The following is a 20,156-nucleotide window of genomic DNA, read 5'->3' as shown; positions in this document are numbered from 1 at the left end:
TATGAGCAGAAAATACTTTGGTACCGACGGCATTCGTGGCCGCGTCGGCGAATACCCGATCACGCCTGACTTCATGCTGAAGCTTGGCTGGGCGGCCGGCATGGCCTTCCGCAAGCAAGGGCACTGCCGCGTGCTGGTGGGCAAGGACACGCGTATCTCCGGCTACATGTTCGAGTCCGCACTCGAAGCCGGCCTGTCCGCGGCAGGTGCCGATGTGATGCTGCTCGGGCCGATGCCGACACCGGCCATCGCTTACCTCACGCGTACCTTCCACGCCGAAGCCGGCATCGTCATCAGTGCCTCGCACAATCCGCACGATGACAACGGCATCAAGTTCTTCTCGGGCCAGGGCACCAAGCTGCCGGACGAGGTCGAGCTGATGATCGAAGAGCTGCTCGATCAACCGATGACCGTTGTCGAGTCGGGCAAGCTGGGCAAGGTTTCGCGTATCAACGATGCCGCCGGCCGCTACATCGAATTCTGCAAGAGCAGCGTGCCGAGCAGCACCAGCTTCGAAGGCCTCAAGCTGGTGGTCGACTGCGCCCATGGTGCGACCTACAAGGTTGCGCCCAGCGTATTCCGTGAGCTGGGTGCCGACGTGACCGTGCTGCATGCGCAACCGGACGGCCTGAACATCAACGAAGGTTGCGGCTCGACACACATCGAATCGCTGCAGGCCGCTGTACTGGTCGGGCATGCCGATCTCGGCATTGCCTTTGACGGTGATGGCGATCGCGTGCTGATGGTCGACCACACGGGCGCCATCGTCGACGGTGACGAGCTGCTGTTCATCATTGCTCGCGACCTGCAGGAGCATGGCAAGCTGCAAGGCGGGGTGGTCGGCACGCTGATGAGTAACCTGGGCCTGGAGCTGGCGCTCAAGGACCTGGACATCCCGTTTGTGCGAGCCAAGGTCGGCGACCGTTACGTCATGGCCGAGCTGTTGGAGCGTGAATGGCTGGTCGGCGGTGAAAACTCCGGTCACGTCGTGTGCTGCAACCACACCACAACCGGCGATGCGATCATTGCCGCGCTGCAGGTGCTGATGGCGCTCAAGCGCCGGGGTGAAACCCTGGCCCAGGCCCGTCAGGCCCTGCGCAAGTGCCCGCAGGTGCTGATCAATGTGCGCTTTGGCGCCAGCAAGGTCGACCCGCTGGAGCACCCCGCCGTCAAGGAAGCCAGTGCAAAGGTTACCGATGCGCTGGCGGGGCGTGGTCGCGTGCTGTTGCGCAAGTCCGGTACCGAGCCGCTGGTGCGGGTCATGGTTGAGGGCGAAGACGAAAGCCAGGTGCGGGCCCATGCTGAAGCACTGGCCAAACTGGTCAGCGAAGTTTGTGTCTGAAGGCGCTTGCCAGCGCAGATCTGGTTGGGTAAGATCTGCGCCCACTTTGACCGACGAGGTAAAGCATGCGTCGCCCTATGGTAGCTGGTAACTGGAAAATGCACGGTACCCGCGCTAGCGTCGCTGAGCTGACCAAAGGCTTGAGCAATCTCGCCTTGCCGAGCGGAGTGGAAGTCGCCGTATTTCCACCGGCCTTGTTCATCAATCAGGTGATTGATGGCCTGGCAGGTAAAGAAATTACTGTCGGCGCACAGAATTCTGCTGTACAACCCGAACAGGGTGCGCTGACCGGGGAAGTTGCTCCGGAGCAGCTGGTTGAAGCAGGTTGCAAGTTGGTGTTGATTGGTCACTCGGAGCGTCGCCAGATTATTGGTGAAACCGACGAAGTGCTCAATCGCAAGTTTGCAGCGGCCCAGGCCAAAGGCTTGAAGCCAGTGCTTTGCATAGGGGAAACCCTTGAGGAGCGCGAGGCTGGCAAAACGCTCGAAGTTGTCGGGCGTCAACTAAGCAGTATCATCGAAGCATTCGGTGTTAAGGCTTTTGCCGATGCAGTAATTGCCTATGAGCCTGTATGGGCCATCGGTACAGGCCTTACGGCCACGCCACAGCAGGCCCAGGATGTGCACGCCGCCATCCGCGGCCAGTTGGCGGCAGAAGATGCTGAAGTGGCTGCGAAGGTGCAGTTGCTATACGGCGGCAGCGTGAAGGCGGCCAATGCGGCCGAACTGTTCGGCATGCCGGATATCGATGGGGGGCTCATTGGTGGGGCTTCCCTGAACGCAGACGAATTCGGTGCAATTTGTCGCGCCGCAGGAAACTGAACAAATGCTGGAAACAGTCATCGTTGTTTTTCATCTGTTGGCAGCGCTGTCGCTTGTAGTGCTGGTTCTGTTGCAACAGGGTAAAGGTGCTGAAGCAGGTGCATCTTTCGGCGCGGGGGCTTCAAATACCGTGTTCGGGAGCCAAGGCTCTGCAACGTTCCTAAGTAAATTAACTGCTATACTCGCTGCCACTTTCTTTTTGACAGCACTTGGGTTAGGATACTTCGCGAAGCAACAAGCTCACCAGCTTAGCCAAGCAGGTCTTCCAGATCCAGCAGTGCTAGAAGTGAAAGAGCCGCAAAAACCGGCAGTTAATGATGATGTACCGGTGCTCCAGCAGCAGAAGAGCGAAACCACCAGTAATACGGGTGATGTACCTCCTCCGGCTCAAGAGCAGAAGTAACGGGTTTCAAGTAGTAGTATTGCCGAGGTGGTGGAATTGGTAGACACGCAACCTTGAGGTGGTTGTGCCCATAGGGTGTAGGGGTTCGAGTCCCCTTCTCGGTACCAATTAAAGCTTGAGAGCCCGCTTTAGCGGGCTTTCTTGTAGGTGAATGTTTGGATTTGACCCTCAACAGGGTTCGGTCTTATACTTTTGCCCCAGCTTTGTCGCGGGGTGGAGCAGCTTGGTAGCTCGTCGGGCTCATAACCCGAAGGTCGTTGGTTCAAATCCAGCCCCCGCAACCAGCTTCAGCGGAGCCCCTTTTCAGGGGCTTTTTGCTAACCGAACAGTTTCGGCGTCGTTGTCCTACGGCGCTTTCAGGGATGGGCGCTTCGCCCATTTTTTATTTGCACAGCATGCACGAGGGGGTTCAGGTGTCGAGCAAGCTAGAACAGTTGCAGGCCTTGTTGGCCCCGGTTGTCGAGGGTCTGGGCTATCAGTGCTGGGGGATCGAATACGTTTCCCAGGGTAAGCATTCGGTACTGCGCATCTACATCGACAAGGAAGGCGGTATTCTGGTGGACGACTGCGAAGCAGTCAGCCGTCAGGCCAGCGCAATCCTCGATGTGGAAGATCCAATCAGCAGTGAGTACACCCTCGAGGTGTCTTCTCCAGGCATGGATCGCCCACTGTTCACGCTGGAACAGTTTGCCTCGCATGCCGGCGAACAAGTGAAGATCAAGCTGCGCTCACCCTTCGAGGGTCGTCGTAACTTCCAGGGCCTTCTCCGCGGTGTGGAGGAGCAGGATGTGGTGGTCCAGGTGGACAACCAGGAGTTCCTGTTACCGATCGACTCGATCGACAAGGCCAATATTATTCCCAGTTTTGACTGAGACGTGCCGGGCCCGGCGGACTATCCGGGCCCAATGGCTTGCGCAAGGCGAGGCGTACGATGAGCAAAGAAGTACTGCTGGTTGTTGAATCGGTATCCAACGAAAAAGGTGTACCGCCCGGCGTCATTTTCGAAGCGCTGGAAGTGGCCCTGGCCACTGCAACCAAAAAACGTTTTGAAGACGAAGTCGACCTACGTGTGGAAATCAACCGCCACACCGGTAGCTACGAGACTTTCCGTCGCTGGACCGTGGTCGACGAAGCCGATCTTGATGATCCGGCGATCGAGACCTGGCTGGACAAGATCAAGGACACCCACCCTGAAGCCAAGGTCGGTGACGTGATCGAAGAGAAGATCGAGTCCATCGAGTTCGGTCGTATCGCCGCCCAGACCGCCAAGCAGGTCATCGTGCAGAAGGTCCGTGAGGCCGAGCGTGCCCAGGTGGTCGATGCCTACCGTGAGCGCGTTGGCGAGATCATCTCCGGTACCGTAAAAAAGGTTACCCGCGACAACGTCATCGTTGACCTGGGCAACAACGCCGAGGCCTTGCTGGCTCGCGAAGACATCATTCCGCGCGAAACCTTCCGTGTTGGTGTGCGCCTGCGTGCGCTGCTCAAGGAAATTCGCACCGAAAACCGTGGCCCACAGCTGATCCTGTCGCGCACCGCGCCGCAGATGCTGATCGAGCTTTTCCGCATTGAAGTGCCGGAAATTGCCGAGGGCCTCATCGAAGTCATGGCTGCTTCCCGTGATCCGGGTTCGCGAGCCAAGATTGCCGTCCGCTCCAAGGACAAGCGTATCGATCCGCAAGGTGCCTGTATCGGCATGCGTGGTTCGCGCGTCCAGGCCGTATCCGGGGAGTTGGGTGGTGAGCGTGTGGATATCGTCCTGTGGGACGATAACCCGGCGCAGTTCGTCATCAACGCCATGTCGCCGGCTGAAGTCGCGGCGATCATCGTTGATGAAGATGCCCATGCCATGGACATCGCCGTCGCCGAGGACAACCTGGCCCAGGCCATTGGCCGTGGCGGTCAGAACGTTCGCCTGGCCAGTCAGTTGACCGGCTGGACCCTGAACGTGATGACCGAGAAGGACATCCAGGCCAAGCAACAGGCCGAAACCGGTGACATCCTGCGCAATTTCATCGAGGAACTGGAAGTCGACGAGGAGCTGGCCCAAGTGCTGGTCGACGAAGGCTTCACCAGCCTTGAAGAAATTGCCTACGTACCGTTGGAAGAAATGCTCAACATCGATGGCTTTGACGAAGATATCGTCAATGAGCTCCGCGCTCGAGCCAAGGACCGTTTGTTGACCAAGGCCATCGCTACCGAAGAAAAACTGGCAGACGCCCACCCGGCCGAAGACCTGCTCTCCCTTGAGGGCATGGACAAAGACCTGGCGGCTGAACTGGCGGTGCGCGGCGTGGTTAACCGCGAAGACCTGGCCGAGCAGTCGATCGACGATCTGCTCGACATCGACGGCATCGACGAAGAGCGTGCCGGCAAGTTGATCATGGCCGCCCGAGCCCACTGGTTCGAGTAATTAGGCGCGGCCTGAGGAGAGAAGTGCATGACGCAAGTCACGGTGAAAGAACTGGCCCAAGAGGTCGAGGCACCGGTAGAGCGCCTGCTGCAGCAGATGCGTGAGGCAGGTCTGCCGCACACCGACGCCGGTCAGGTAGTGACCGACAATGAGAAGCAGACCCTGCTGACTCATTTGAAAAGCAGCCACAAGAGCAAGGCGGAAGAGCCGCGCAAGATTACCTTGCAGCGCAAAACCACCAGCACCCTGCGTGTCGCCGGTAGCAAGAGCATCAGCGTAGAAGTACGCAAGAAGAAAGTTTTCGTGCAGCGCAGCCCTGAAGAAATCCAGGCTGAGCAGAAGCGTGAGCTGGAAGAGCGCCGCGCGGCTGAAAATGCCGCTCGCGACAAGGTCGAGGCCGAAGTTCGCCAGCGCAACGAAGAGCAGGCTCGCCGTCAGGCGGCCGGCTCCACCGCCGCCGCCCCTGCGCCTGCTGCCAAGCCAGAGCCGGCTCCTGCCGCTGCTCCGGTCGCTGCTCCGGCCCCGGTAGTCGCAGACGCCCCGGCCTCTGAAGACGCCGCAGCCCGTGCTGCCGAGCGCAAGAAAGACGAGACCCGTCGCAACGAAAGCCGTACCCGTGATGACGACCGTCGTCGTGGCGAAGCGCCTCGTGTGTCGATCAAGGTCAAGGTCAAGGAGAAGGAAAAGGCGCCGACTCCGCGTGCTGCTCCGCGCACTACCGACGAAGAGAGCGATGGCGCTCGTCGTGGCCGTGGTGGCAAGAGCAAGCTGAAAAAGCGTAATCAGCACGGCTTCCAGAACCCGACCGGCCCCGTCATCCGTGACGTGACCATCGGCGAGACCATCACCGTCTCCGAGCTGGCCAACCAGATGTCCGTCAAGGGCGCTGAAGTGGTCAAGTTCATGTTCAAGATGGGGACCCCGGTCACCATCAACCAGGTGCTCGACCAGGAAACCGCTCAGCTGATCGCAGAAGAGCTGGGCCACAAGGTCACGCTGGTCAGCGACACCGCCCTGGAAGACTCCCTGGCCGAATCGCTGAAGTTCGAAGGCCAGACCGAGTCGCGTGCGCCGGTGGTTACCGTCATGGGTCACGTTGACCATGGTAAGACCTCGCTGCTCGACTACATCCGTCGTGCCAAGGTTGCCGCTGGCGAAGCCGGTGGCATCACCCAGCACATCGGTGCCTACCACGTGGAAACCGACCGCGGCATGGTCACCTTCCTCGATACCCCAGGTCACGCTGCGTTTACCCAGATGCGTGCCCGTGGTGCCAAGGCGACCGACATTGTCATCCTGGTGGTGGCGGCGGACGACGGCGTGATGCCGCAAACCCGCGAAGCCGTTCAGCATGCCAAGGCAGCCGGTGTTCCGCTGGTCGTTGCAGTGAACAAGATCGACAAGCCAGGTGCTGACCTCGATCGCATCCGTAACGAGCTGTCCGTCGAAGGCGTTACCTCCGAGGACTGGGGTGGTGACACGCCGTTCGTCAAGGTTTCGGCGAAGATGGGTACCGGTGTCGACGAGCTGCTCGAAGCCGTTCTGCTGCAGGCCGAGATCCTCGAACTGACCGCTACCCCAACCGCGCCAGGTCGTGGTGTGGTTGTCGAATCGCGCCTGGACAAGGGTCGTGGCCCGGTGGCGACCATCCTGGTTCAGGACGGTACCCTGCGTCAGGGCGACATGGTCCTGTGCGGTTCCAACTATGGCCGCGTACGCGCCATGCTCGACGAGAACGGCAAGCCTGTGAAGGAAGCTGGCCCGTCGATCCCGGTCGAAATCCTCGGCCTGGACGGTACTCCGGAAGCCGGTGACGAGCTGTCCGTGGTTGCCGACGAGAAGAAAGCCCGTGAAGTTGCCCTGTTCCGTCAAGGCAAGTATCGCGAGGTCAAGCTGGCCCGTGCTCACGCTGGCAAGCTGGAAAACATCTTCGAGACCATGGGTCAGGAAGAGAAGAAAACCCTCAACATCGTTCTCAAGACCGATGTGCGTGGTTCTCTGGAAGCGCTGCAGGGTTCGCTCGGCGGCCTGGGCAACGACGAAGTGCAAGTGCGCGTGATTGGTGGTGGCGTCGGTGGTATCACCGAGAGCGACGCCAACCTGGCGCTGGCTTCGAATGCAGTACTGTTCGGCTTCAACGTGCGTGCCGACGCCGGTGCGCGCAAGATCGTCGAGCAGGAAGGTCTGGATATGCGTTATTACAACGTGATCTACGACATCATCGAAGACGTCAAGAAGGCCCTGACCGGCATGCTCGGCAGCGATGTTCGCGAGAACATCCTGGGTGTCGCCGAAGTACGTGACGTGTTCCGTTCGCCGAAGTTCGGCGCCATCGCTGGCTGTATGGTCATCGAGGGTACCGTGTACCGCAACCGTCCGATTCGCGTACTGCGTGATGACGTTGTGATCTTCGAAGGCGAGCTGGAATCGCTGCGTCGCTTCAAGGACGATGCTTCCGAAGTCCGTTCGGGCATGGAGTGCGGTATTGGCGTCAAGAGCTACAACGACGTCAAGGTCGGCGACAAGATCGAAGTCTTCGAGAAAGTCCAGGTGGCTCGTACCCTTTAAGGGCGAGCGAGCCGCAAGCGCCTGCTACAGGGCGGCTTGCGGTACCTCTTCAGGTAGCGCCCGGTCAGGCATTCGTCTGTCCGGGCGTTTGCCGCTTTAAGTTACAGGTAGCAAGAATGGCCAAAGAATATAGCCGTACCCAACGTATTGGCGATCAGATGCAGCGCGAGCTGGCCGAGCTGATCCGTCGCGAAGTCAAGGACCCGCGTGTCGGTCTGGTGACTATCACCGCCGTGGACGTGAGCCGTGACCTGGGCCATGCCAAGGTGTTCATCACCGTCATGGGCGAGGAAACCCCGGATGCCGTGCAGCAATCGCTCAAGGCATTGAATAGCGCCGCCAGCTTCCTGCGTCTGCACCTGGGGCGTTCGATGCAACTGCGCAGCGTGCCGCAGCTGCACTTCCATTTCGATGAAAGTGTCAGCCGTGGTGTGCACCTGTCGGCGCTGATCGAGCGTGCAGTGGCCGAAGACCGCCTGCACAAGGATGCCGACGAGTCGGACACCAAGGAGTAAGCGGTGGCCCAGGTCAAACGTATCCGCCGCAATGTCAGCGGCATCATCCTGCTCGACAAGCCGCTGGGCTTCACGTCCAATGCCGCCTTGCAGAAAGTGCGTTGGCTGCTGAACGCGGAAAAGGCCGGCCATACCGGTAGCCTCGACCCGCTGGCGACCGGCGTGTTGCCGCTGTGCTTCGGTGAAGCGACCAAGTTTTCGCAGTACTTGCTGGATTCCGACAAGGGCTACGAAACCGTCATGCAGATGGGGCAGACTACCAACACCGGCGATGCCGAGGGTGAGGTGCTGCAGACCCGCGACGTGACCGTTGGTCGCGCCGACATCGAAGCGCTGCTGCCCCGTTTTCGCGGCCCGATCAGCCAGATACCGCCTATGTACTCGGCGCTCAAGCGTGACGGCCAGCCGTTGTACAAGCTGGCACGTGCAGGAGAGGTAGTGGAGCGCGAGGCGCGTTCTGTTACTATTAACCGCTTGGAGTTGCTCGAGTGCGAAGGCACCCGTGCACGGCTGAGCGTAGGATGCAGCAAAGGCACCTATATCCGCACGCTGGTGGAGGATATCGGTGAAGCCCTTGGTTGCGGCGCCTATGTCGCCGAGCTGCGCAGGACCCAAGCAGGGCCCTTTGCGCTGGCACAGACGGTCACCCTCGAGGAACTCGAACAGGCCCATGCCGAAGGTGGCAACGAAGCGCTCGACCGCTTCCTGATGCCATCGGACAGCGGGCTGCAGGACTGGCCGTTGGTCAGCCTGTCGGAACACAGTGCGTTCTACTGGCTGCATGGCCAGGCGGTACGCGCGCCGGACGCGCCACAATTTGGCATGGTGCGGGTACAGGATCACAATGCACGCTTCATCGGTATCGGTGAGGTGAGCGAAGACGGGCGCATTGCGCCGCGTCGGCTGATTCGGTCGGAATGACCGAAACCGCGGGGTCAGGCAGTTGCCGAGCCCCACGGCATCAAGGGTGGCTGTCAGTAGGCACGGTCACACCTTTTTTATTAATACAGGGATTTGTCCCTGGCCTATTGGACCCCGCTTGCGGGATCCGTTATCAGGAGAAGCCAAATGGCCCTCAGCGTTGAAGAAAAAGCTCAGATCGTTGCCGAATACCAGCAAGCCGCCGGCGATACCGGTAGCCCGGAAGTGCAGGTTGCTCTGCTGACCGCCAACATCAACAAGCTGCAAGGCCACTTCAAGGCCAACGATAAAGACCACCACTCCCGTCGTGGTCTGATCCGTATGGTCAACCAGCGTCGTAAGCTGCTGGATTACCTGAAGGGCAAAGACACCACTCGTTACAGCGCCCTGATCGGTCGCCTGGGCCTGCGTCGCTAATAGCGGCCTGGTCAGTGGTGTGCGTGGGGTGTCGCAGGCTTCGGCAGGGCTGTTTTGCAGCGCTGCCGTTGGGCACTCCACGCGTATCTCCGAGGTTGGCAGCCTGGCAATGCTGAGCGGTTTTTCCGCTTGGTGCCAGGCTCCCAGCCTCGTGTTGTATCTGGACGGTCAATGGGGCCGATTCCCCGTTCTGCCCAAGAATTCGCAAGAAACCAGTTCCCCCAAGAGCCACTGAAAAAGGTAGGAAACCGTGAACCCGGTAATCAAGACTTTCCAGTTCGGTCAATCGACCGTCACTCTCGAAACGGGCCGTATTGCCCGTCAGGCAACCGGCGCCGTGCTGGTTACCGTCGACAACGACGTCACCGTGCTGGTGACTGTGGTAGGCGCCAAACAGGCTGATCCAGGCAAGGGTTTCTTCCCGCTGTCGGTTCACTACCAGGAAAAGACCTACGCCGCTGGCAAGATCCCAGGTGGCTTCTTCAAGCGTGAAGGCCGTCCTTCCGAGAAAGAGACGCTGACCTCGCGCCTGATCGACCGTCCGATCCGTCCGCTGTTCCCGGAAGGCTTCATGAACGAAGTGCAGGTCGTCTGCACCGTGGTTTCCACCAGCAAGAAGACCGACCCGGACATCGCCGCGATGATCGGTACCTCGGCTGCCCTGGCCATTTCCGGCATTCCGTTCGAAGGCCCGATCGGCGCTGCCCGCGTTGCCTTCCACGAAAGCACTGGTTACCTGCTGAACCCGACCTACGAGCAACTGGCTGCCTCGAGCCTGGACATGGTCGTTGCCGGTACCTCCGACGCCGTACTGATGGTTGAATCGGAAGCTCAAGAGCTGACCGAAGACCAGATGCTGGGTGCCGTACTGTTCGCCCACGACGAATTCCAGGCTGTTATCCAGGCTGTCAAAGAGCTGGCTGCCGAAGCTGGCAAGCCGACTTGGGACTGGAAACCTGCCGTTGCCAACACCGAGCTGTTCAATGCTATCCGCGCCGAGTTCGGCGAAGCGGTTTCGCAGGGTTACACCATCACCGTCAAAGCCGACCGCTACGCGCGTCTGGGTGAGCTGCGTGACCAGGCGGTTGCCAAGTTCTCCGGTGAAGAAGGCCAGCCTTCGGCTTCCGAAGTAAAAGAGATCTTCGGCGAAATCGAATACCGCACCGTTCGCGAAAACATCGTCAACGGCAAGCCACGTATCGACGGCCGCGACACCAAGACTGTACGCCCGCTAAACATCGAAGTCGGTGTGCTGCCGAAAACTCACGGTTCGGCACTGTTCACCCGTGGCGAAACCCAGGCCCTGGTCGTTGCGACCCTGGGTACTGCCCGTGATGCCCAGCTGCTGGACACCCTCGAAGGCGAGAAGAAAGACCCCTTCATGCTGCACTACAACTTCCCACCGTTCTCGGTAGGTGAGTGTGGCCGCATGGGCGGTGCTGGCCGTCGCGAAATCGGCCACGGCCGTCTGGCCCGCCGTTCGGTTCAGGCCATGCTGCCTGCTGCTGACGTGTTCCCGTACACCATCCGTGTGGTTTCGGAAATCACCGAATCCAACGGTTCCAGCTCCATGGCTTCGGTCTGCGGTGCTTCCCTGGCCCTGATGGACGCCGGTGTGCCGATGAAGGCGCCAGTTGCCGGTATCGCCATGGGCCTGGTCAAGGAAGGCGACAAGTTCGCAGTCCTGACTGACATCCTGGGTGACGAAGACCACCTGGGCGACATGGACTTCAAGGTAGCCGGTACCGCCAAAGGCGTCACCGCGCTGCAGATGGACATCAAGATCAACGGCATCACCGAAGAGATCATGGAAATCGCCCTGGGCCAAGCCCTGGAAGCGCGCCTGAACATCCTCGGCCAGATGAACCAGGTCATTGGCCAGTCGCGTACCGAACTGTCGGCCAACGCCCCGACCATGATCGCGATGAAGATCGACACCGACAAGATCCGTGACGTCATCGGTAAAGGCGGCGCCACCATTCGCGCCATCTGCGAAGAGACCAAGGCTTCGATCGACATCGAAGACGACGGCTCGATCAAGATCTTCGGCGAAACCAAGGAAGCGGCAGATGCTGCCAAGCAGCGCATCCTGGGCATCACCGCCGAGGCCGAGATCGGCAAGATCTACGTCGGCAAGGTCGAGCGCATTGTCGATTTCGGCGCGTTCGTCAACATCCTGCCTGGCAAGGACGGCCTGGTGCACATCTCCATGCTGAGCGATGCTCGCGTCGAGAAAGTCACCGACATCCTGAAAGAAGGCCAGGAAGTCGAAGTGCTGGTACTGGACGTGGACAACCGCGGCCGTATCAAGCTGTCGATCAAAGACGTCGCTGCGGCCAAGGCCTCGGGCGTCTAAGCGACCGTCACGCAATAGAGAAAGGGCCCTTCGGGGCCCTTTTTTCATGGGGGCGGGAACCTTTTGCGGACTTGCATCTTGCATGCAGGTTTACCGCGCAGATTGCAAAATGCACGACCGCAGCAGCGATGGTGTTTTGCTAACTGATTGATTTAAAAGGAAATAAACGAAGAGGCCAAGCTGGCACAGCCCATGCAACTACCTTCATACCTGACGCCAGGACATACGGCGCAGACCCTTCGAAAAACAGGAGTGACCCACATGAAGAAGTTCGCCATTGCTGCCGCTACTGCTACCGCTCTGACCCTGACCATGGCTAACGGTGCATTCGCCGCTGAGCCAACCCAGGCTCCAGTCATGTTGGCGGCCAACACCGTCGACAACGCCAAGCAAGAAGGCTCCGACACTTGGATCACTACCAAGGTCAAAGCTGATCTGCTGACTGAAAAAGGCATCCCAGGCAGCGACATCAAAGTCGAGACCAGCCAAGGTGTTGTTTCGCTGTCTTCTGATGTGAAGGTTACCGAATCGCAGAAAGCAGAAGCGGTGCGCATCACCAAGAACATCAAAGGCGTCAAGAGCGTAATGTCTGACGGCCTGAAAGCCGAGTAAAGGAATGTCCCGTCGGCCAAATGGATTTGGCCACTTTCATCAAAGCCCTGGCCCTTGCCAGGGCTTTTTCTTGAGTTCAATACACTGGGTTGCGCGCGATCACATCGCTTTCGAAGCATTCCTGCTCAAGGATCAGAGGCTCCACCAATGGGCGGCTGTCGCGAAAATGCGCGGTCTGGGTATGCGCTTCATACGCAGCATCATCGCGGTAGATTTCGTACAGGTAGATCACCTCCGGATCAACCCGGTCCTGCGACACATCGAACACCAGACAGCCAGGCTCACTCGCCACGGAAGCTGCAGCATTGACCTTGATTGCACTCAGGAAAGCGTCGGCGCATCCAGGCTTCACTCGGGTCTTGATGAACAGGCTATACACAAATCTCTCCTTTTGTTTTAAATTCAATAATGAATTGTATACAAAAATGGAGCTTCGCCAATGTCCGAATTGCCTGCACGCCCTGGCCGCCTGAATGGCTTGCGCCACATCGCCCTGCTGGTGCCTAACCTGGAAGAGTGTGAACGTTTCTACGTCGATGTGCTGGGCATGGAAGTGCTGAATCGCGCCAATGAGGACCTGGTGTATCTCACTTGCGGTAACGACAACCTGTCATTGGGGCGTGGGGCAGGGGCGGCCAACGGGTTGCAGACCCTGGATCACTACGGGTTCGTTGTCGACAGTGTGGAGGAGCTGGAAGCCTGGTATGCGTACTTCAAGGCCCGTGGCGTGACCTTGCTCGACCGGCCGTTCAACCATGGTGACGGCGCACGCAGCTTCCACCTGCTGGACCCGGCCGGGAACAAGGTTCAACCGTTGTATCACCCGGCGGTGTCGGGGCAGCGCTTGGTTTGAAGCCCGTGCTGGCCTCTTCGCGGGCACGCCCGCTCCCACAGGTAGTGCGCAGGCCTGTGTGGGCAGGCGTGCCTGCGAACAGGCCAGGCCTGCCAGAGGGGATTACTCGGCATCCAGGTGCATCGGTGTCACCACCCGGCCATCGCTTTGAGGCTGCCCCAGGCTGGTATCGATGAAGTACACCCGGTCGTCTTCCAGCTTGCCCTTGTCGACCAGGTAGTCCTTGATGCTGCTGGCCCGCTCCTGCCCCAAGGTACGCAGCAAGGCGGTACTCTCGGCCCACGACTTGATCACGGCCTCGCGCAGCTTGGCGGCGCGCTCGTCACGGCCCAACTGCTCCCATTCGGCAGGCGGCTGCTGCTTCAGGCGGGTGCGGTAGATGCCTTCGAGCATCGCCGGTTTGTCACTGTCGTCAACCACCAGCATCGAGGCATTAGCCGGCACCTTGTCACCCCGTCGCTGCAGGATCTTGTACCAGGTGGCCTGGTACTCACGCTCAAGGCGTTGTTGCGCGATGAGCGGGCCATCACTGGCCTGGGCGCTGGTGCCTTCGATTTCCAGGCGCAGTTCCGGGCGCTCTTTCAGCGCGGATGCCAGCTTGTCCAAGGACGACTGGGCCTCGCCGCTGAGTTCGCTGGAACCGGGGGCGAACGCCACGTTGCCAAGGTCTTCCGAGCTACCGCCGCTGATCAGCCCGCCAATGAATTTGAATGGCGCCTGCGCCGCGCGCAGCACCAGGTTGCGCAGGGTTTGCCAAACAATCGGCATCACGCTGAATTGCGGGTTGTTGAGGTCGCCAGACACCGGCAGCTCGATCGAGATCTTGCCCTCGGTATCCTTCAGCAATGCCACCGCCAGGCGGATTGGAAGGTCGACCGCATCCGGGCTGTCGACTTTCTCGCCCAACTGCAGTTGCTCCACTACTACCTTGTTCTCGGCCTTGAGCTGGCCGTTGGTGATCAAGTAGTGCAGGTCCAGGTTCAGCCGCCCCTTGCGGATGCGGAAACCGGCGAATTTGCCGGAGTAGGGCGTCAGCGTGGTCAGTTCGACGCGCTTGAAGCTGGTGGCAATGTCCAGGCTGGCCAGTGGATTGAACGGGTTGAGTGCGCCCTTGATGGTAACCGGTGCGTAGCGGTCTACCTTGCCCTTGACGTCGACCTTGGCCGGCTGTGGCTTGCGGTTGTCGATGGTGCCGATCTGCCCGTTGAGTTGCTGGATGGCTGTGGCGAAGTTGGGGGTTAGCGACAGGTCGGCAAAGTTGGCCGAGCCGTCGTTGATGTCGATCTGCCCGATATGGATGCCAAGCGGCTTGTTGCTGCTGGCTGTGGTCGGCTTGGGCTGGCTGCTCGCCGGGGCGTCGGCCGGTTGCGGGATCAGCAGATCATTCACGTTAGTGGTGCGGTCTTCGTTGATGATGAAGCGTGCATAGGGCTGCAGCAGGGTCACCTTGTCGATCGACAGAGCATCGCCGTGCACGTAGGACAAGCCGTCGACGTTCACCTGCTGCCATTTGACGAAGTCGCGGCTCTTGATGGTGTCGAGGGTATGCAACTGGCTGACCTGCGCCTTGCCGGTCACATTGAAGGCCAGCGGCGCGGTGTTCTTCAGGTCGACCTTGAGGTCGCTCGAGAGCATGCCGCTGCGCAGCTCCAGCAGGATGAACGGGCTGATGTAGGCCTGGGCTACACGCAGGTCGATGTCGCGGGTGCTCACATCCAGCTTTGCCCATATCGGTGCCAGGTTGACCTGGCCTGCAGCCTGCAGTTTGCCTTGCTTACCCACACCTGTATCGAGTTTGAGGGTGAAGGGCGACTGGTTGAGGCTGTCGAAACCTTGCAGGTCGGCATTGAGAGGGCCAATGTCCAAGGCTACCGGTGCCTTTTGGCTGCGATCTTCCAGGTGTACCAGGTAGTTGCGCAACTGCACGTCCTTGAGCAGCACTTGCCAGGGTTTGCTTGGCTCGTTGACCGCTTTCTCTTCAGGCGTAGGTGCTGCGGCCGCCGGCTCGGCCTTTTCCTTCGGCGTGGCCTTGGCGGGTTGGCTGGCGAACAGCTTCTGCCAGTCGAGCTGGCCATCTTTTTCCAGCGCCGCCCAGGTTTCGAGCTTTTCGCTGCGAACCTTGCCCACCGTGACCTGCTGCTTGACCAGGTCAATGGAGGTTTCGCTAACCTCCAGGCTGGCCAGGCGTGCCAACGGTCGGCCATCCGGCGCCTTGATGGCGAATGGCGCGATACGCACGGAGACGTTATCCAGCAGCAGCTCGGTCTGTTTGGCGAGGTTGAGCTTGTAGTGCGTATCGAGGCTTACCACGCCGTCTTCCAGCACCAGTGGCACGGCATCGCGCACGTAGGGCCAGAACAGCTTCATCTTGCCGTCAGTGACCTTCAGTGTGCCTTCGGAGGCGATCGGCGACAGGCTCAGCGTGCCCTTCCAGTCGATGCGTCCGCCATTGGGGCCGCTGGCCACCAAGGTCATGTCGGCGTTGTCGTTGGGCAGGGTGCTGAGGTTTTTCAGCTCCAGATTCATGTTGTCGTAGAGGAACTCGATCGGCTCGCTGGGCCGCAGGTCCTCGAAGTGCAGGTAACCGTCGATGAGCTTGATGCTGCCAATACGCAGCGGGAACGGGTCGCTGGGCGGCTCTTCGGGTTTGGCTTCGCTGGCCGGTAGTTTGAACAACCCGGTCAGGTTGAGGGTACCGTCCTTGGCGAACAGCACTTCGTTGCGCGGTTTGTCGAGTTCCACCGCTTCCAGATGCAGGGCTTTTGTCCACAGGCTGTCGAGCGAGGCGTTAGCGTAAAGACGCTCGAAACCGACCTGTTCCTTGCCCGGCTCGCCGATCTGCAGGCCCCACAGCGTCAGCTCGAGGCTGAAGGGGTTGAGTTCGATCCGTTCGAGGTGGGCCGGCACGGTGGCGTATTGGGCCAACTGCTGGTTGGCGATGCGCAGTGCGACACCGGGAAGAACGAGAAAGCCGAGCAGGCTATACAGGGCTACCAAGGCCACGATTGCGCCAGCGGCGCGAGTCAATCCTTTGTACATGTGTCGCTTCGTCTGTCTAAGCAGGAGTGCTTGGAGTATGGCACGTTAAATCAGTTCCGCAGGGGCCAACCTTTTCGCTCAATCAATGCCCATGCGCCGTTTGGCCCGGTGTGCCGAGCCGTCGCGCATTGCCCAGCGCAATACCGGCGCGGTGCGGCGCAGGCCCAGGCGGATCAGGCGCTGCTGCAGGGGCCCGTGCTGCAGGCCGAGCAGTGCCTGGGCCCAGCCGGGCAGCAAGTCGATACCCGCGTGCAGCATCAGTTTGCCAACAGGCTGTGCCAGGCGGCTGGGTGCAGGGGCGTCGAGCAGGATTCGCATGACCTCATGGCTGCGCGTATCACAGTGCAGCTGTGGGCGTATGTGTTGCAGATAGTCTTCAACTTGCTGGCACGAGCGCGGCACGTCACGGGCACCGAGGCGCTCGGCGATCAGGGCGATTTCGTTGTAATAGGCATCCTGCTCGGCGCGTGGCAGGTGTGGGTTGCGGTAACGCAGGTGGGCGGCGAGGAAACGGCTGACCTCCGCTACATGCACCCAGGTCAACAGATCCGGGTCGCTGGCCGCATAAGGGCGGCCATCCGGTGCAGTGCCGGTGACCTGCAGGTGAATGGTGCGCACTTTGTCGATCAGCCACTCGGCATCGCCAGTGGCGCCGAAGGTGGTGCCGGAAATGAACTGGCTGGTGCGGCGCAAGCGGCCGAGCAGGTCTTCACGAAAATTGGAGTGGTCCCACACACCGGCCAAGGCCAGGGGATGCAACAACTGCAGCATCAGCGCGCTGATGCCACCGACCAGCATGCTCGGGAAGTCGCCATGTACCCGCCAGCTAATACTGTGCGGGCCGAACAGGCCGGGGTCGCCCTTGGGCGATTCCAGGTCGAGCTGGCCGAGGGCCAGCCCAGTGAGGCTCATGACCTGGGTTTCGATACGGCGACGAAGGGCTTCCATGGCGACCTGCTGTACAGGGCGGCCAGATTTGCGGCCGCCGGTTACTGGTTGAGGCGTTTGTCGATCAGGCCCTGTACCACGCTTGGGTCGGCCAGGGTCGAGGTATCGCCCAGGTTTTCCAGCTCATTGCAGGCGATTTTGCGCAGTATACGCCGCATGATCTTGCCTGAGCGCGTCTTGGGTAGCGCTGGCGCCCACTGAATCAGCTCAGGCTTGGCGAAGCTGCCGATTTCCTTGCTGACCAGGGCCAGCAGCTCGGCCTTCAGCGTGTCATCTGGTGTCACGCCATTCATGGTCGTGACGAAGGCGTAGACGCCTTGGCCCTTGAGGTCGTGGGGGTACCCGACCACCGCGGCTTCGGCCACGCTGTCATGCAGCACCAGTGCGCTTTCCACTTCAGCGGTGCCGATGCGGTGCCCGGACACGTTGATCACATCGTCGATGCGCCCGGTGATCCAGTAGTCGCCATCGGCATCGCGGCGGGCACCGTCGCCAGTGAAGTAGTAGCCGGGCAAGGGCTTGAAGTAGGTGTCGACCATCCGCTGGTGGTCGCCGTAGACACTGCGGATCTGCCCCGGCCAGCTGGCTTTGATCGCCAGCACGCCGGCGCCGGGGCCTTCGATCAGTTTGCCTTTTTCGTCCAGTAGCACCGGTTGCACGCCGAACATTGGCTGGGTAGCGCAGCCGGGTTTGAGTGACTGTGTGCCGGGCAGTGGGGTGAGCATGATGCCGCCGGTTTCGGTCTGCCACCAGGTATCCACAATCGGGCAGCGCTTTTGCCCGACCTCCTCGAAATACCATTCCCAGGCTTCCGGGTTGATCGGCTCGCCGACGCTGCCCAGCAGACGCAGGCTTTTGCGTGAGGTGCTCTGCAGTGGCGCAGAGCCCTCGCGCATCAGTGCGCGCAGGGCGGTCGGAGCGGTGTAGAAGATGTTCACCTGGTGTTTGTCCACCACTTGCCAGAAGCGCGAGGTGTCTGGGTAGTTGGGCACGCCTTCGAACATCAGCGAGATTGCGCCATTGGCCAGCGGGCCGTAGACGATGTAGCTGTGGCCGGTCACCCAGCCGACATCGGCGGTGCACCAGAACACCTCGCCGTCACGATAATCGAACACCACCTTGAAGGTCATCGTTGCCTGCAGCAGGTAGCCGCCGGTGGTATGCAGCACCCCTTTGGGTTTGCCGGTGCTGCCGGAGGTGTAGAGGATGAACAGCGGGTCTTCGGCCTCCATCGGTTCAGGGGGGCAGTCGTCGCCGGCCTCTTTCGTCGCTTCGTGATACCAGAGGTCGCGGCCCTCGGCCCAGGCAACATCGCCGCCAGTGCGGCGCACCACCAATACGCTACTGACCGCTGGGCAGCTGGCCAGGGCTTTGTCGACGTTCTGTTTCAGTGGGATGCGTTTACCGCCACGCACGCCTTCATCGGCGGTGATCACGGTGCGGCAGTCGGCATCGAGAATACGGTCTCGCAAGGCATCGGGGGAGAAACCGCCAAACACCACCGAGTGGATGGCGCCGATGCGGGTGCAGGCGAGCATGGCGAACGCGGCCTCGGGAATCATTGGCATGTAGATGCACACCCGGTCGCCTTTCTTCACACCGCGCGCTTTCATTGCATTGGCCAGGCGGCAGACCTGACGGTGCAGTTCGCGGTAGGTGATGGCCTTGGAGTCCTTGGGGTCGTCGCCTTCCCACAGCAAGGCCGTTTGCTCGCCGCGCTGGGCCAGGTGGCGGTCGATGCAGTTGTAGCTGACGTTGAGTTGCGCACCGTCGAACCAGCGGGCCTTGCCGGTATGCAGGTCGCATTGCTGCACGCTTGACCAAGGCTTGATCCAGTCCAGGCGTTTGGCCTGTTCGGCCCAGAAGGTGTCTGGGTCTTCGACCGACTGGCGATAGAGGCGGCGGTAGTCTTCGGGGGTGAGGGCGGCGGACTGGCTGACGGCCAGGGCCTGGGGGTATTTGCGGATATCGAACATGGCGGGTGGTCCTGCTCTTGTAAGGGGCGATGGACTGCAACGGCTATTCGATAGGACAGTGTAGCTGGGAGCGGTGTTCAACCTGGGCCGGCCTCTTCGCGGGTAAACCCGCTCCTACGAGGTAACGCGTTGCCTGGTAGGAGCGGGTTTACCCGCGAAGAGGCCGGCACAGGTTTCGGATCAACCGCGGTGACGGCCGCGGAAGTAGTTGATCAGGCCTTGGGTGGAACCGTCTTCGGCGCTGTCTTCCAGGCTGCCGACCAAGCGCTGGTAAACGCCCTTGCCCAGTTCCTTGCCCAGCTCGACGCCCCACTGGTCGAAGGCGTTGATACCCCAGATAACGCTCTGTACGAACACCTTGTGCTCGTACATCGCCACCAACGCGCCCAGGCGGCGCGGGCTGATGCGCTCGACCACCAACGTGTTGCTCGGGCGGTTACCCGGGATTACCTTGTGCGGTGCCAGCTTTTCGATGTCCGCTTCGTTGAGGCCTTTAGCGCGCAATTCGGCTTCGGCTTCCTCGCGGGTTTTGCCCAGCATCAGCGCCTGGCTCTGCGACAGGCAGTTGGCGTACAGCCACTGGTGGTGGTCGGCCACCGGGTTGAAGCTCACCACCGGCACGATGAAATCGGCCGGAATCAACTGGGTGCCCTGGTGCAGCAACTGGTGGTAGGCATGCTGGCCGTTGCAGCCCACGCCACCCCAGATCACCGGCCCGGTGTCGGTCTTCACCGGTGTACCGTCTTGCAATACGCTCTTGCCGTTGGATTCCATGTCCAGCTGCTGCAGGTGCTTGGTGATGTTGCGCAGGTAGTGGTCGTACGGCAGGATCGCGTGGCTGTTCGCGTCCCAGAAGTTGCCATACCACACGCCCAGCAGGGCCAGTAGCACCGGCATGTTCTTGTCGAACGGTGCGGTCTGGAAGTGCTGGTCCATGGTGTAGGCGCCGGACAGCAGTTCCTTGAAGTTGGC

At 60.6% G+C, this 20,156-nt stretch carries 16 protein-coding genes, 2 tRNA genes and 1 pseudogene; 14 read left to right on the top strand and 5 right to left on the bottom strand.

The features are described 5' to 3' along the window. Window position 1: 1 nt before the first annotated feature. From glmM to ACK59Z_RS12995, 13 genes are all read left to right on the top strand, one after another. Window positions 2-1,342, top strand: coding sequence for a phosphoglucosamine mutase (gene glmM / locus ACK59Z_RS13055; RefSeq protein WP_003249955.1), 1,341 nt, complete (start codon window positions 2-4; stop codon window positions 1,340-1,342). Between the two features lie 65 nt (window positions 1,343-1,407). After that, window positions 1,408-2,163 (top strand): triose-phosphate isomerase, encoded by a 756-nt coding sequence (gene tpiA, locus ACK59Z_RS13050; protein ID WP_003249956.1) that lies wholly within the window; start codon window positions 1,408-1,410, stop codon window positions 2,161-2,163. Window positions 2,164-2,167: 4 nt separating this feature from the next. Then, window positions 2,168-2,566 (top strand): preprotein translocase subunit SecG, encoded by a 399-nt coding sequence (gene secG, locus ACK59Z_RS13045; RefSeq protein WP_003249958.1) that lies wholly within the window; start codon window positions 2,168-2,170, stop codon window positions 2,564-2,566. A 21-nt stretch (window positions 2,567-2,587) separates the two neighbouring features. Further along, window positions 2,588-2,673: transfer RNA gene (locus ACK59Z_RS13040), tRNA-Leu, on the top strand. Between the two features lie 100 nt (window positions 2,674-2,773). Continuing rightward, window positions 2,774-2,850, top strand: a tRNA-Met gene (locus ACK59Z_RS13035). Window positions 2,851-2,979: 129 nt separating this feature from the next. Beyond that, window positions 2,980-3,438 (top strand): ribosome maturation factor RimP, encoded by a 459-nt coding sequence (rimP, locus tag ACK59Z_RS13030; protein WP_003249960.1) that lies wholly within the window; start codon window positions 2,980-2,982, stop codon window positions 3,436-3,438. Window positions 3,439-3,497: 59 nt separating this feature from the next. Further along, complete coding sequence (gene nusA / locus ACK59Z_RS13025; protein WP_003249963.1) at window positions 3,498-4,979, top strand: transcription termination factor NusA; 1,482 nt, start codon at window positions 3,498-3,500, stop codon at window positions 4,977-4,979. 27 nt (window positions 4,980-5,006) lie between these two features. Then, a complete protein-coding gene (gene infB / locus ACK59Z_RS13020; RefSeq protein ID WP_004575779.1) occupies window positions 5,007-7,547 on the top strand; it encodes a translation initiation factor IF-2 in 2,541 nt (846 codons plus the stop codon). 116 nt (window positions 7,548-7,663) lie between these two features. Next, the gene (gene rbfA / locus ACK59Z_RS13015; RefSeq protein WP_003249967.1) at window positions 7,664-8,062 is read left to right on the top strand and encodes a 30S ribosome-binding factor RbfA; all 399 of its coding nucleotides are present in this window, start codon (window positions 7,664-7,666) and stop codon (window positions 8,060-8,062) included. 3 nt (window positions 8,063-8,065) lie between these two features. Beyond that, entirely contained in the window at window positions 8,066-8,983 is a 918-nt protein-coding gene (truB, locus tag ACK59Z_RS13010) for a tRNA pseudouridine(55) synthase TruB (protein ID WP_003249968.1), read from the top strand. A 147-nt stretch (window positions 8,984-9,130) separates the two neighbouring features. After that, complete coding sequence (gene rpsO, locus ACK59Z_RS13005) at window positions 9,131-9,400, top strand: 30S ribosomal protein S15 (protein WP_003249971.1); 270 nt, start codon at window positions 9,131-9,133, stop codon at window positions 9,398-9,400. A 250-nt stretch (window positions 9,401-9,650) separates the two neighbouring features. Next, window positions 9,651-11,756: a polyribonucleotide nucleotidyltransferase gene (pnp, locus tag ACK59Z_RS13000; protein ID WP_064493341.1), complete on the top strand. Its 2,106-nt coding sequence runs from the start codon at window positions 9,651-9,653 to the stop codon at window positions 11,754-11,756. Window positions 11,757-12,017: 261 nt separating this feature from the next. Beyond that, window positions 12,018-12,368 (top strand): BON domain-containing protein, encoded by a 351-nt coding sequence (locus tag ACK59Z_RS12995; RefSeq protein WP_003249976.1) that lies wholly within the window; start codon window positions 12,018-12,020, stop codon window positions 12,366-12,368. 76 nt (window positions 12,369-12,444) lie between these two features. On the opposite strand, the gene ACK59Z_RS12990 is transcribed toward ACK59Z_RS12995, so the two are convergent. Further along, window positions 12,445-12,747, bottom strand: coding sequence for a putative quinol monooxygenase (locus tag ACK59Z_RS12990; RefSeq protein WP_003249978.1), 303 nt, complete (start codon window positions 12,745-12,747; stop codon window positions 12,445-12,447). 60 nt (window positions 12,748-12,807) lie between these two features. Between ACK59Z_RS12990 and ACK59Z_RS12985 the strand changes: the two genes are divergently transcribed. Next, window positions 12,808-13,221: a VOC family protein gene (locus ACK59Z_RS12985; RefSeq protein ID WP_003249980.1), complete on the top strand. Its 414-nt coding sequence runs from the start codon at window positions 12,808-12,810 to the stop codon at window positions 13,219-13,221. Between the two features lie 102 nt (window positions 13,222-13,323). On the opposite strand, the gene ACK59Z_RS12980 is transcribed toward ACK59Z_RS12985, so the two are convergent. The 4 genes and pseudogenes from ACK59Z_RS12980 to ACK59Z_RS12965 form a co-directional block, all read right to left on the bottom strand. Continuing rightward, on the bottom strand, window positions 13,324-16,260 hold the full coding sequence (locus tag ACK59Z_RS12980; RefSeq protein WP_108191962.1) for a DUF748 domain-containing protein: 2,937 nt from the start codon (window positions 16,258-16,260) through the stop codon (window positions 13,324-13,326). A 78-nt stretch (window positions 16,261-16,338) separates the two neighbouring features. After that, on the bottom strand, window positions 16,339-17,208 hold the full coding sequence (locus ACK59Z_RS12975) for an oxygenase MpaB family protein (RefSeq protein ID WP_003249984.1): 870 nt from the start codon (window positions 17,206-17,208) through the stop codon (window positions 16,339-16,341). Window positions 17,209-17,249: 41 nt separating this feature from the next. Beyond that, entirely contained in the window at window positions 17,250-19,184 is a 1,935-nt protein-coding gene (gene acs / locus ACK59Z_RS12970) for an acetate--CoA ligase (protein WP_004575782.1), read from the bottom strand. Window positions 19,185-19,364: 180 nt separating this feature from the next. Beyond that, window positions 19,365-20,156, bottom strand: a pseudogene (locus tag ACK59Z_RS12965) (glucose-6-phosphate isomerase); the annotation flags it as partial.

The sequence above is a fragment of the Pseudomonas sp. KCJK9058 genome (genome assembly GCF_046230975.1).
Classification (GTDB): domain Bacteria; phylum Pseudomonadota; class Gammaproteobacteria; order Pseudomonadales; family Pseudomonadaceae; genus Aquipseudomonas; species Aquipseudomonas alloputida.
Note: the sequence above shows the minus strand (reverse complement) of the source record. Positions and strands in the feature narration are given on the sequence as shown.